This is a genomic window from Shewanella sp. 1311, assembly GCF_059338235.1.
This window is the reverse complement of the sequence record NZ_CM181686.1, coordinates 340,738-354,042: the sequence shown is the minus strand read 5'-3', so window position 1 is coordinate 354,042 and position 13,305 is coordinate 340,738. Positions and strand designations below refer to the sequence as shown.

Annotated in this window: 14 protein-coding genes; 13 read left to right on the top strand and 1 reads right to left on the bottom strand. The window is 44.2% G+C overall.

Going from position 1 to position 13,305, the window contains the following annotated elements; all coding sequences use genetic code 11:
- The first annotated feature begins 88 nt into the window (after positions 1-88).
- On the top strand, positions 89-457 hold the full coding sequence (locus AC5YB3_RS01650; protein WP_006081427.1) for a MerR family transcriptional regulator: 369 nt from the start codon (positions 89-91) through the stop codon (positions 455-457).
- A 907-nt stretch (positions 458-1,364) separates the two neighbouring features.
- Entirely contained in the window at positions 1,365-2,009 is a 645-nt protein-coding gene (locus AC5YB3_RS01645; protein ID WP_259506648.1) for a two component system response regulator, read from the top strand.
- A gap of 54 nt (positions 2,010-2,063) precedes the next feature.
- Here AC5YB3_RS01645 and AC5YB3_RS01640 read toward each other — a convergent pair whose 3' ends face one another.
- A complete protein-coding gene (locus AC5YB3_RS01640; RefSeq protein WP_310803346.1) occupies positions 2,064-4,838 on the bottom strand; it encodes a two component system sensor kinase in 2,775 nt (924 codons plus the stop codon).
- Positions 4,839-5,091: 253 nt separating this feature from the next.
- Here AC5YB3_RS01640 and AC5YB3_RS01635 point away from each other — a divergent pair, with 253 nt between their 5' ends.
- The 11 genes from AC5YB3_RS01635 to sseE all read left to right on the top strand — a co-directional run bounded on the left by AC5YB3_RS01635 (position 5,092) and on the right by sseE (position 13,290).
- Positions 5,092-5,481 (top strand): hypothetical protein, encoded by a 390-nt coding sequence (locus tag AC5YB3_RS01635; RefSeq protein WP_494526431.1) that lies wholly within the window; start codon positions 5,092-5,094, stop codon positions 5,479-5,481.
- Positions 5,478-6,953 carry an EscC/YscC/HrcC family type III secretion system outer membrane ring protein gene (locus tag AC5YB3_RS01630; protein WP_011846683.1) on the top strand — a complete coding sequence of 492 codons (1,476 nt, stop codon included), beginning with the start codon at positions 5,478-5,480 and terminating at the stop codon, positions 6,951-6,953. The genes AC5YB3_RS01635 and AC5YB3_RS01630 overlap by 4 nt, the downstream gene beginning before the upstream one ends.
- A 1-nt stretch (position 6,954) precedes the next feature.
- Entirely contained in the window at positions 6,955-8,160 is a 1,206-nt protein-coding gene (sctD, locus tag AC5YB3_RS01625; protein WP_494526430.1) for a type III secretion system inner membrane ring subunit SctD, read from the top strand.
- 8 nt (positions 8,161-8,168) lie between these two features.
- Positions 8,169-8,360: a hypothetical protein gene (locus AC5YB3_RS01620; protein ID WP_259516144.1), complete on the top strand. Its 192-nt coding sequence runs from the start codon at positions 8,169-8,171 to the stop codon at positions 8,358-8,360.
- 104 nt (positions 8,361-8,464) lie between these two features.
- A complete protein-coding gene (locus AC5YB3_RS01615; RefSeq protein WP_259516146.1) occupies positions 8,465-8,839 on the top strand; it encodes a hypothetical protein in 375 nt (124 codons plus the stop codon).
- Positions 8,840-8,889: 50 nt separating this feature from the next.
- Positions 8,890-9,465 carry a type III secretion system translocon protein SseB gene (gene sseB, locus AC5YB3_RS01610; protein ID WP_006081435.1) on the top strand — a complete coding sequence of 192 codons (576 nt, stop codon included), beginning with the start codon at positions 8,890-8,892 and terminating at the stop codon, positions 9,463-9,465.
- Positions 9,466-9,502: 37 nt separating this feature from the next.
- Positions 9,503-10,303 carry a secretion protein EspA gene (locus AC5YB3_RS01605; protein ID WP_494526429.1) on the top strand — a complete coding sequence of 267 codons (801 nt, stop codon included), beginning with the start codon at positions 9,503-9,505 and terminating at the stop codon, positions 10,301-10,303.
- 10 nt (positions 10,304-10,313) lie between these two features.
- Positions 10,314-10,784 carry a SycD/LcrH family type III secretion system chaperone gene (locus tag AC5YB3_RS01600; protein ID WP_494526428.1) on the top strand — a complete coding sequence of 157 codons (471 nt, stop codon included), beginning with the start codon at positions 10,314-10,316 and terminating at the stop codon, positions 10,782-10,784.
- Entirely contained in the window at positions 10,774-12,228 is a 1,455-nt protein-coding gene (locus tag AC5YB3_RS01595; RefSeq protein ID WP_259585624.1) for a type III secretion system translocon protein, read from the top strand. The genes AC5YB3_RS01600 and AC5YB3_RS01595 overlap by 11 nt, the downstream gene beginning before the upstream one ends.
- Positions 12,229-12,240: 12 nt before the next feature.
- The gene (gene sseD, locus AC5YB3_RS01590; protein ID WP_006081439.1) at positions 12,241-12,843 is read left to right on the top strand and encodes a type III secretion system translocon protein SseD; all 603 of its coding nucleotides are present in this window, start codon (positions 12,241-12,243) and stop codon (positions 12,841-12,843) included.
- 63 nt (positions 12,844-12,906) lie between these two features.
- Positions 12,907-13,290 (top strand): type III secretion system effector protein SseE, encoded by a 384-nt coding sequence (gene sseE, locus AC5YB3_RS01585; RefSeq protein ID WP_494526427.1) that lies wholly within the window; start codon positions 12,907-12,909, stop codon positions 13,288-13,290.
- Positions 13,291-13,305 lie beyond the last annotated feature (15 nt).

Genomic DNA, 13,305 nt, shown 5'->3' with positions numbered 1-13,305 from the left:
CCTCTTTGGTATTATGCTTACAACAGGATAAACTGAGGACTTAGGTCCACGGTCAAGAGGTTTTTGACGCTACTTTTGAGAGGTTGAGATGCAAATTGGTGAATTATGTGTAAAAGCCGGATTACCTAAGGACACTGTGCGTTACTACGAACGTCAAGGTTTGCTTGATAAGATCCCGCAGCCTAATGTTAGCAATAACTATAAAGTTTATTCTGCTGTAGATTTACAGCGATTGAAGATGATCAAGCATGCTAAAATGCTTGGGTTTACGCTGAGTGAAATCGCAGATGTATTAACTGTGTGGATCGAGGATGAATTCAGTGTTGCTCAAAAGCGCGCATGTCTTGAGCGAAAATTAATACAAATTGAAGAAAAAGAGTTGGCGTTGAAGGAGCTGCGGGCTGGCATTAACAATGCACTCTTTAAAGTTGGTCTCCCGTGTGACGATGCTTTCTAAATGTTTGGAATATTACTCGTTGTTCTGCTACACGTGTGGATTAATGAATATTTTTGGCGATGCAGTATGCGTAGCAAAATCGCACCAGACAAAACCTAAATCAGCAATAACTGCGAAAAAATGTGGCTTCACAGTCTTCGAATCTAGGGGCAATGGCCATAAGTCCCTACACAAAATCAATCAACACCGCAGGGGCAAGGATAAATACATTAACTATTATCTATCATTTTTAATGACTGATTTTATTTGAAATATAATTTTAATGAAAACTAACTGATTAATATAAGTGTGTAAAAATATAAATAATGAGATTATGTCTGCATTTAGATTGTTTACTACTAAATGACTCATAAACGAGTGGTTGCTTTTTATAATGCTTACTAAATAGTAGCGATTCCTGATTCCTGATTCCTGATTCCTGATTTTGGATAAATGGATAAATGGATAAATGGATAAATGGATAAATGGATAAATGGATAAATGGATAAATGGATAAATGGATAAATGATTGAGTGCTCTGATACTTTTTTGCAAAGGTTTATCTACCAACTACACTAAAGTCCCACCAGTAAAAATTATTGACCACAGCCATTAAGAGTTTTATAGCTGTTAAGAACGATACGTCCTGACATAAAGTCAGCTCTCATTTCTTCAGTGGCATCAGCCCTAAGATTTGTGAAATGAAACAGACTTGCCAGTGAGCTAAAAACAAATCTTATCGCTATTTAAACTTTCTTTTTTAGACATTAAATCTTGCACCAAGATTACTATTTTTGTATAACTACCAGAACTGGTTAACTCCTTATTTCTTAAAGGTTAAACGGGTTTTAATACTGTTAAGGGATTTGTTCGTCGATGGTTTTAAAGACTTTTTTATGATCTTGAGTATTAGAGTCTAAGGAAATATATGGAATTTAGTCATGGTAAAGTGATCAATATTTTAGTGGTCGATGATCATTCGTTGATTTTCGACGGATTACTGGGTTGTTTAGCGCCTTATCCAGAGCTTAATCTAATTGGATCGGTTGAAGATGGGCTCGCGGTATACGAGAAATGCCTCAAACTCAGACCAGATCTGGTTTTTATGGATCTGAAATTACCGGGAATGGGTGGATTTGACGTGATTCGTCAGCTCAGACAACGTTGGCCAGAGATGATGATTATCATGTTAACGGCGACGGTTGAGGAAAAAAGTGCGCGGGAAGCGCTCGATGTCGGCGCCAATGGTTATGTGTTAAAAAATAGCCCTAAGAGCACACTGTTAGCGGCAATCAAATGTGTATGTAAGGGTAAAAACTTTATCGATCCTAGCTTAGATGAGAGACAAATTGCCGCTTTGAGTGGGGTAGTCGATGGGGATATGCCTTTGCTGACCCCCCGCGAGCAACAAGTGCTAAAACTCATCTGTGAGGGGCGCCGCAACCGTGATATTGCCGAAGATTTAGTGATTGGTTTAAAAACGGTTGAGACTCACAGGATGAATTTAATGCGCAAACTTAATGCGCATAACGTCGCCGAGTTAATGCATTGGGTACAAAGGCTTGGATTATGAAGACGGACGTGGCGCAAGCACAGTTTGGACTGTGCTTGCGCTTTCAGTCTAAGATCAACTTTCAGCATCTAATGTGTGAATTAACTTATCGAGTGCGCTAAATTCCGCTAGGCTCAAATATTCTTCAGCTTCGAGTGCAACCTCTAAGTCAGCCGCTTCATTTGCGATATCTTTTTTACCTGCTAAGCCAGCGCTGCCTTTGATGGTATGCAATACATCACTCAATGCCTTCCAAGCCTGTTTCCCTATATGTAACTTGGCCTGATGTGCCATATCGGCCAGATGCACGGAGAGTCTATGATTCAGATCCGTTTGTGAAAAATCAATCATAGGCGCATCGATTTCATTGTTTATCACGAGTGGCATATCACGATCCAACTGCATATCGGCCGCGGCTTCGAGTGCATGGTTAAGCTGCTTCAATGACACTGGTTTGGTTATATAACTATTCATTCCCGCGGCTTCTATTGTGTCATGCTCTTTAGGATTAGCATTGGCAGTGAGTGCAAAAATAGGGCAATCACCATCTAGGATATCTTCACTATGGCGCCACTGTTGCGTTGTTTGGTAGCCGTCGAGTCCTGGCATGCGAATATCCATCAGCACGAGATCAAAGATATGTCGAGCCCCTTTTTCTAACGCTGCTTCGCCACTGTTAACCGCAATGACCTGTTGCCCTAATTCAAGCAACATTTTACCTATGATATCGCGGTTAGTTTCGACATCGTCGACTAAGAGGATTTTTAACTGCCAAGGAAGAAGTGTTGGGGTATGTTGACGTTGCTGATGCGGCAGGTTGTGCCTAATTTCAAAGAGCCTCTGCCATAAACGAGCCGGCAAGTGAGCCAGTTCAGGAGACGCTAATTCCGGATTATCACCTTCAATGGGCAAAGCTCCCCAGAGTGTGAGCTGTGGATGTAAGGCCAAAGGGGCGACAATCTGTGTATTGGGCAAACACAGTGGCGCAGTTGGATCAATTAAGGGTAAATCGAGAATAAAAGTACTGCCTTCGCCTAAAGTGCTAAACATTGTGAGTTGACCTTGCATCTTGCAGGCGAGTTTCGCTGAGATTGGCAAACCAAGCCCGGTGCCCGATTTATGATGGCAAGTTTGTGCAAAAGGTTCAAAGATACGCTGCTGATCTTGAATGGCAACACCCACCCCCGTGTCCTCCACACTAAAATACAGATGCTGCTTAACCACTTCAATACGTAATAAAATCTGGCCAGCCTCAGTAAATTTAGCCGAATTACCAAGCAAGTTAACCAGAATTTGCCTGACACGCAGAGGATCCAGTAACGCTTTCTCGGCTACATTAGCATTGACTAAGCATTTTAGGGTGATGGGTTTATTCACGACCCGAGATTGGATGGTGATCATAGCATCATCAGCCAACTTCAAAATGGGGTAAGACTGTAAGTTTAATTCAATCTGATCGGCCTCTATACGGGAAAAATCTAATAAGTTATTGATAATAGCCAGTAAAGAATTGGCACAATTATATGCAGTATCACGCAAATCCATTTGCTTAGGTGTTAGTTGGGTATTTCGCAGCAATTCGAGCGCTCCAGTAATACCATTTAGTGGAGTGCGAATTTCGTGGCTGATATTTGTGAGGTGTTCGGTTTTACGTTCATTGGCCTTTTCGGCTTCTTGCTTTGCCAAGGCTAATTCATGGGTACGCAGGGTGACCTTTTGTTCTAACTCATCATAGTTCTCTTTGACTGTATCGAGTAGATGATTATAGGCTTTCGCAATTTGCCCTAGCTCATCATTACGATTCTGCGGCAGTCGGCGCTCGAAGGTCGGCTGGCTGGCACTGTTGATGATATTAACGAAGTGGCCTATAGGCCTGGCAAGGTTAATACGTAATACATTCAGTAGGATAATTGCCATAAAAACTAAAGATAACAGAGACCATGGCAGCTCTTTAAAGAAAGGCATCAACGCCATATCTTTAAGGTAGACACCAGAAATTAACGTGATCTGTTGCCAGCCTGGACCTTGAATATGCTCTTTTATGACATAGTAATCGCCCAGTGCGTGTGCGGTACTCTTAGCGTTTGGCTCAGCACGACTAAATTCGTCTTTCAGTTTAACGAGTATTGACGGGGTTAAGGTTAAGGTCGACTTAGAGAATAGCTCCCCTTGAGGTGTCATGAAAAAGCTAATGTCCCCAGGTCCTAAGGCATTATTCAGTGACATGGCCGACGCTAAATTGATACTAAAACCGACTTGGGGTGATAGGGGATCCTGCGGATCACTCGAGTAACTGAAACTTAAGTGGTAGTCCTCAGAATTCGTGTCCTTGATCGGTGTTCCCCAACGATAACCCGTTGTCGACGTTTGTACTGAGAGCTGTTTTATCTCGCGCAAACGAATTTTAAAATATTCATCATTAGCATCAGACGCCGCATAAATAGTAATACCTTCATTAGGCTTCAAGATGAAAGTATCTAAGTATCTGTGCTGTCCCGCATTACCAAATGTCTGCGCCACCCACATGGCCAAAGTATCGTCATGACTTTTCGCTTGAAATGGAAAATAATGAGAAACAATTTCTTGGGCATTCACTTTGTCCATCGAAGCGAACTGCTTGAGCTGCTTATTGAGCTGGCGCGCATCATAACTGGCATCGGCGAACAGTGTATTACTGACCTCGGCCCGTAGTCCGCTGAGTTCACTAAAGGCGACGAGGGAGCGTTCGAGTGTATGCTTGAAAGTGTTGTTATAGGATTGATATTCAATCATCAGCCACAGGGCAACGAGCACAGACATAAAGGAGACTGTGAGTTTAGTGACCAAGGAAAACTTCCATCGGATCTTCATCTATGTTCTCTGTTCATCTTATTTCGGCCTTAGTCAGTTAAAAATACGCTACTTATCTTGTTCTTGCATGAACTTCGAAATCCACTCGAACCATTTTCTCATCTTAACCACATTTACAGCCAGTGCTATCAGGTGAATGACTGAGGCTTGGCTGTTTTATCGACACACCTTAGGTAGTTAAGGTGTTCACCTGATGGGCGCTAGGCTTGGATGCTTACATACTGATCCTATGCAAGTAAAACCGGGTGTACAAATGCTAACGAGATTGATTGAAAGTGGCTTCTTGGCCAGCCAAAGCGTCGAAGGAAACACGACTTGGACCTTAGCCGAAAGACGAGCTCTCGTTATCGACACGAACACCTCAGTATCCATTGCCATAGTGCTAGCGATTTCGACCGAAATCAGTGCGGATTGGCTAACACAAGCAACGCTCGCACTAGCCGCCAGTGATCACGCCTTAGATTGTGGCCTTCAGCTAAGAGGAGACCTCTGGTTGTTATGGCGTTATTACGATGAAATTCAAGATGATGAAGCTTTGTCTCAAGGGATTGTCATGCAACTTGCAATAGCGAGGTTTCTCGAAAAGAGCCTGCTTAAACCTGTTGATAGCAATCGAGCCTCGCTCATCGGGAGGACAGTATGAAAAAACTACTCAGTTTACTGTTACTGTGTCAGATGGGCCTAGCTCAGGCTGCACCACTGACAAACATTAAATGGCAAGGTGAGCCCTTTGTCATGATCAGTCGAGGTACAGCGCTAACCTCAGTCATTCAGGACTTTGCCAGTAATTATGGCGTACCAGTCATTGTTAGTAATAAGGTCAACGACAACTATATTGGCCAAATACAACAGCAAGACCCTCAATCCGTTATCCAAGATCTCACCCGTCGCTTTGGTTTAGTCTGGTACTACAACAACGATGTCTTATATGTTTACAAAGCCAGTGAAATTAATAGTGAAGTGCTACCGCTAACCAGCTTATCCGCGGCTAAGGTCGATCACTACCTGCGCAGTGCAGGAGTACTCGATAAGGGGGTCTGTAGCATTAAATCTATGGCAGGGATCAGTGGCTTACAAGTCACAGGTGTACCCGAATGCATTAACAGCGTCACCAAACTCACGGCACAACTCGATGCCAATGCTAAACAAACCACAGAAAACCAAGAAACGGTTAAAGTCTATCCACTGAAATACGCATCTGCAACCGACTCGGTTTATCAATATCGTAGCCAACCTGTGAGTATTCCAGGATTAGTTACAGTGCTAAAAGAAATGGATCAAGGTACACAAGTCGCCAATGCCGTGGCGGGTTCTGTGAGTAATATAAGCGGTCCAGTCTTTGCCGCCGATCCTCGCCAAAACGCCATCATAGTCCGTGGCAGTGCCCGTGATATGGCCACTTATGGCTCTTTGATAAGACAACTCGACACTAAGCCCACCATGATTGAAGTGTCTGTATCGATATTCGATGTGGACGCCTCTGACTTTAAACAGCTTGGCATAGATTGGTCGGCGTCAGCCAAATTAGGCGGTGGTTCAGTCAGCTTCAACAGTGGTGATAGCAGTGACAATTTTTCCACCGTCATAGGTAACACTGGCAACTTCATGCTGCGCCTCAATGCACTAGAGAAGAACTCTAAGGCCAAAGTACTCTCACGTCCCTCAGTAGTGACGTTAAACAATGTGCAAGCTGTACTCGATAAAAATGTGACATTTTACACTAAGTTAGAAGGAGATAAAGTCGCTAAATTAGAATCAGTGACCACAGGTTCTCTATTACGAGTCACACCAAGATTAATTGATGAAGTGGGTCATCAGGCTGTGATGCTGGATCTCAATATTCAGGATGGTCAACAGAGCCAAGCAGTGAGCCGCAGTGAACCATTACCACAAGTACAAAACTCCGAGATCTCGACCCAGGCGACGCTGAAATCGGGAGAGAGTCTGTTACTTGGCGGCTTCGTACAAGATAGAGATGAAACGACCCAGAATAAGATCCCACTACTGGGCGATCTACCACTGCTGGGCGGTTTGTTTAGAAGCACAGATCACCACACTCAAAGCGTGATGCGTCTGTTCCTGATCAAAGCGGAACCCGTTAACCAAGGAGATTAATATGTCTTCAGGATACAAGCTCTTATGGTTAAACGGTCCATTGCAAGGACGAGAGTTATCTTTGCCTCATGGCAGCTTAAGCATAGGACCCGATGGTGATGTGTTAGCCACACTCGAACACGCTGAACAAGTGGATTTATTGATCGATGAAACGGGGGTTCGGCTGCAGTCTTGGGTACCGACTTGGATAGCTGGACAGCCTGTTAGCGAAGCCAACATGTTGCCATTGGGGCAAGCAATTGAACTCGCTGGTGTGGGTATCCTCTTAGGTCACAGCAGCGATGAATTAAAGCAACAGGCAATGCCATCACATTGTCAAACAAAGGCAAAGAAGTCTTGGTGGTTACTGGCGACAGTTTCAATGCTCTCTATGGTGCTATTAACGACAGTGTTATTAGCGCCTGCGAAGATGCCTATCGCTGAGTTGACACAAGCACAATGGTTATCGCAGCAGTTGCAGACCGATGGTTTAAACGGAGTTCAAGCTCATTGGTCAAAGGATGGCGTGGTGACGCTGAGCGGCTTTTGCCAAGATTCACAACGTATGGCGCGGTTTCTTGGTGACATCAAAGGACAAGGTATTTTATTTATAGAGCAGACCACTTGCGGCGATCAGTTGATACGTAATGTCAAAGATGTCTTAGTCCAAAATGGGTTTGCCAATGCCCTTGTAACCCTAGCTAGTGAGCCTGGTAATGTCATCATTTCGGGCGCGATTCAATCAGGGGAGCCCTGGGATAAAGCAGTGTCTAGCTTGAATAACTTGCCCGGACTCGTTAATTGGCAAGTTAGCAATCAGGTTGACAGTCAACTCAAACCGCTCATCTGCGCGTTGCGAAACAAAAATTTACTCGTCGGTCTCATGATAGAAAGGATCAATGATGCCATTGTCATGACGGGTAAAGTCAGTGAACAACAACAGCAACAGATCATGGCTGTCGCGCAAGGATTAGAACCAACGCATGCCAGTGGATTGAAATTAGTATTTCAAAATATTCCAGTACGAGACGAACTTAATCATTTATTAAATGCTTCTGTGGTGACCTATGGTGGTAATGCACAGTCTCCATTCATAGAGTTATCGAGTGGTGTTCGGTTATCAACAGGTAGCAAATTAGCTAATGGTTATGTCGTGGAGTATATGAACATTCATGGATTAGATCTCAGTAGAGCCGGTGAGTTAATTCATGTACCACTTATTTTTTAGGAGGCATTATGTCAAGAATTACACAGCTTGAGGATGATATCAAATTACATAATTATAAACAGGAGGCTTACCGTAATAGACTAGCTAAAATGCGCAGTAATATCTTATCCGGTAATAGTGGGACAATTCCATTGTTAGATGAAGCTATCGATGCGGCTGAAATAGTGATAAACACACTTTTTTCACGCTATAAGAAATAGGTTTAAATTTCAAGTAAGTGGTTCGACCAGTTTTGTTTTATTCTCATTGTTTTTAGGTATCTTCAATTCGCAATAGTATTAATATATAAGTCAAGGAGTTAGTTATGGATATGTTCAACGATATAAAGTCAGTTATGCAAGATCTTCAGCAACGTAAAGCAGCACTTGGAGAACATCTTAAAGAATTTCAATCGCTACAAGAAGAAGTAAACCTACTCGTAGAACGTTCCGATAGAGATCCTGAAGCATTAGCTAAGTTGATTAAGTTAAAGAATGCGTTTCCAGGAGGGTTTGAATTACAGCAAGACACTGTAATGAATAAAGTCAGTGAATTGGAAAGTAATTTTAAAAGTCTCGAAACACAATTTAATTTATTAGGAAAAATTGAGTCGGGTGACGTTGATAATGATATCAATTCGACTTCTAAAGATGGAGTGGGTAATAAAGTTAAAGTTAAAAAAGTTAGGAGTTATATGTAATCACAATATGGAAAGTCATATTTAATTTAAATAATCAATGAGGTGTTATTATGGATATTTCAAATGTAGGCAATCAAGGCACTAGCATTATTAACTCTCAACAACCTGAAAGCGTTAAAAATCAAATCGCTTCACGCGGTGATTCTGTGCTCTCAGGGGGAATTGCAGTTTTATATATGTTTATGAATTTGCTCTCTGAATTAGCCGATGCAAAATACAGTCAAATGCAGCAAAAAGCCGATGTTTCTCGTCAAGCGCAGGATATGGCAAACCAGGTGGATGAGGTCATTGCAAACGTCTCTAAAGATGGTGATAAAGCCGTAGGTAAACTTCCAGATGATGTCGTGAAATACATGCACGACAATGGTTTCACTATAGATGGTATGACCATTGATAAGTACCTTGCCAAGAATGACCCTGACGGCAAAGGGTTAGATAAAGGTAAGTTACAAGCGGTGAAAGCAGCGTTGGAATCCGTATCGAACCGTGCCTCTGACTTTGTTTCACAATCCCAGCTACAGCTGCAAAAAATTATGCAGACTTACAACGTTACCGTCAGCTTGTTAAACAGTATGCAAACCATGTTGGCAGAAATGAACAAGTCGATTGCGCAAAACATTCGTTAATTTAACGCGTTATCGTTTCTTGTTGGAGGTCATCATTGTGGAAATTATAAATGTAGCAACTCAAGGTACCAGCATTACCAACATTCAAGCGTCGGATGAGGTGAAAGCTCTGATAGCGTCTCGCGGAGATTCAGTGCTCTCTGGTGGTATAGCCGTACTGTATATGTTTATGAATTTGCTGTCAGAACTAGCCGATGCCAAATATGGCCAAATGCAGCAAAAGGCTGATGTGTCGCGCCAAGCCCAAGAGATGGCGAATCGGGTCGATGAGGCGATAGCCCAAGTCGCGAAGCAAGGTGATAAATCCACGGCAAATCTGCCAGCCGATGTCGTTAAGTATATGAGTGACAATGGCTTTGAAGTTGATGGAATGAGCATCTGCGCTTATCTCGACCACAATGATCCCTCCGCTGTTTATATGAAAGAGTTACTCGACAAAATTGCCGCTGCTGGACCAGCAGGAATGCAATCGGCGAGTTGGCAAGATGTGGTTAGTTATATGGATGAACACGGGATCAAGGTCGATGGTCAGCGTTGTTGTGATTTTATCTGGGGTCTTCCCGAAGTTGGACGGCAATCGTGGCAAAACATCAGTAAGGCGCATATGCAACAGATTGCCGATGCCCTTGGCGCTGCAGGAGGACTAGATAAAGGCAAGTTGCAAGCGGTGAAATCTGCTTTGGAATCGGTCTCAAATCGCGCCTCTGACTTTGTTTCCCTGTCACAACAGCAACTGCAAAAAATGATGCAGACCTATAACGTGACCGTCAGTTTACTCAATAGCATGCAGACCATGTTGGCCGAGATGAATAAATCTATCGCCCAAAATGTCCGCTAAGGAGTCAGTAATGAAACAGCAAGAATTTGAAGTACTTGAACATTTTCTGCAACGGGGCGGCTCACTGCGTATGTTGGCTGATGTCGAGCAAAGTGACTTGAATTTGCTGTACCAATACGCGTTGCAGTTAATGGCCTGCCGAGATCAACAAGGGGCGAAGCGGATCTTTTACCTCTTGATGCGCATAGATCAATGGAATTACGACTACTGCTTTTCTCTAGGGATATGCTGCCAGCAGTTACACGAACATGAAGAGGCCATTTTCTGTTTGGGCCGGGCAGGGATGATCAAAGTCGATAATCCTTTACCCGCTTACCATGCTGGTTTGAGCTACTTGGCTTTGGGCAACCACGACTATGCCAAGAGAAGCTTTAACGCCAGTCTACGTTGGTGTGAAGGCCACCCAGAGAGCACTGGGATCGCCGCCAGTGCACAGCGCGGACTGGCCACACTCGCGAAGGAGAATTCCCATGTCAATTAACAGTGTATTGGAAAGAAGTCCTGAGAATGTGTCGGCCAATTATGTTACCGCTCAGGCGCATGCTGTTAGCAAAGCAAGTTTGCCCGACTGGTCCATGCCTGTGCAGCTCACTCAAACTGAGCATACAGATCAGCATCAAGGTCCAGTCACAATGAAAGATGCGCAAAGGGCATTGCAGCGTATTTTAACGCCCTTTTTTACCCCAGACCCTAAAACGGGCGCTGTTGGTGGATTGGGATCATTAAATTCATTAGAAAAAGCGTCCATGGATTCCATGGTCATGATGGCTGCGAATCTCAGCATTTCGACCTTCGCAGACACAGCAAGCTCGGCCATGAAAGCCAGCAAGATAATGACAGATACCCAAGAGTTCCTGCGCGATAAAAAAGTGAAGGAGTATCAAGAGCAACTGGCGAAAGCCATCGAGCAAGCTGACAAGGCCCACAAGGGGGGGATTTTCGGTGCCATCTTCGATTGGATTGTCGGTGCAGTCGAAGCTATTTACGGTGCCATCAAGTTGGTCGAGGGAGCCTTACGCTGCGCGGTAGGCGATGTAGCGGGGGGCGCATTAGAAATCGCCGGTGGTGCAGCCTATCTCGCCGCAGGGGTCGCAGGCATGGTTAAAGCCGCGGCTGAAACCGCCATCTTATGCGGGGCTGACAAAGAGAAATGCCAGAGCGTAATTGATGTGGCGGGCAAAGTGCAACTAAGTTGCGAAATAGTGGGCATGGCACTGGATATCTTCCAAGCGGGGCGGGCAATTTCAGCGACACGTTCTATTGCTAAAGGCACAGAAACAGCGATGAAAGAAGCGGCTCCTAAACTCGTTGATGGTATTACTAAAGGTTCTTCCGAGGCGGTCACTAATGTCGCGAAAGAAGTGGGTAAGCAAGTTGCCGAACAAGTTACTGATCAAGTAATGGCTAACTTAGGAAAAGGCTTAAAAGAAGCGGCTGAACAGGGGGGGCGTAAACTTGCCAGCGGTCTGATGGATGCCTTCAGTAAAGAGGCGATTGAGCAACTCGTGACTCGCTCTGTGGAAGAAGTTGGCAAACAAGCCATTAAGAAAGGCGTGCTTGTCACCGCCGAGGAAATCACTAAGCAAGTGGTGAAAGAGGTGAGCCATGAAGTGATTAAAACGGCAATCAAAGCATGTACTTTTACAACCCTAGATGTGATCCGTGCGACCGCAGGTGCAGGAAAAGCCATTACCGATGGCAGCATAGCCGTTGAGAAAGCCAAACTGCAAAAGCAAATTGAAGAACTGATTTTAAAACAGAATTTCTTAGAGTTTTGCTACGAGTGGTACGACAAAGCTAAAGAACAGCAAATGAAAACGGTAAAAGATCTGATTGAAAAACAAGGCGACAGCTTAGACGGTGCCAGTAAGGCCATCAGTCAGAGTGGCGCACTACAAGCCCGTATCGCAGGTTCAACAGTATAAGTGAGGTTTACCATGACAGACATCAATATTATTTCGGGCCAAGGCCACACTCCTGCGCCCGTTAACACAGATAAGACAGATCAACTGAATGACAACTGTGCCAGTGACGGTATGGATGCTATCTCGCAAATTAATGATCTTATGCTGAAATTGGCCGAGATGTTTAAAAAATTACGCAACGTATTACAGGACTACAACGTTAAGCAGCAACAACTTGGTTGGGACGTACAAATTGCCGCAATGGATGACAAACGTTCCGCTATTGATAAGGCCTGCGAAGCGAGCATCTGGACGGGGGTACTAGAGATCGCCGGAGGCGTCATAGGCATGGCTGGGGTTGGGTTGTCGGGTAAGTTTGGCGATGCAGCGACTCACATGAGTGGGGCGTTTAGTAAAGGGATTGAAGGCACAGGTAAAGTAGTCGGTGCCAATATGAGCAAAGAGGCTGAGCTAGAACGCACTATAGGTGATTTTAAGGCGAGTAACGCTCAGAGCTATATCAAGGGTGTTAATGATCTGAATGATAAAGCAAAACAAATTTCAGAGCAGATGCGCTCCTTGATCAAAGATCTCGTCGAATTGCACGGTCGCATTAGCGCGGCAGTACATAACTAGCAGTGCTTCTATTTCACATCATTAAGTGTTAGGCCGCGCAGGTCTAACACTCAGGAGTTTAATATGGACAGTGTAAGTCAATATCTTGCCCGTAAAGGGGTGACTGTCAGTCCTGCCTATTTTGAAAACAGTCAGTTTGAGTGGGGTAAATGTTGGGATACGGCGCATTGGTCAATGGTGTTTCGCGTTGATGACAACACTCTCACCATTTGTGACTTTTGCAGTAAAGGCAATACCTCGGGGGTCGGCAGTGCGGTTTTGCAGCTAGTGGAACAATTACGTCATTTAAGGCGAAGTCTGCCGGATATTCAACAGATCCGCGGCATGGTAATCCATGATGCTGGCAGACCTGCACAACGTCTCGCCCGTCAGGCGCTGAGAGAAGTATTGCTCAAACAAGGCGCCAAGGAAGTTAATCAGAATGGCGAGACTTGGTTGGTTTACTAGGTCAAATAAACGCTG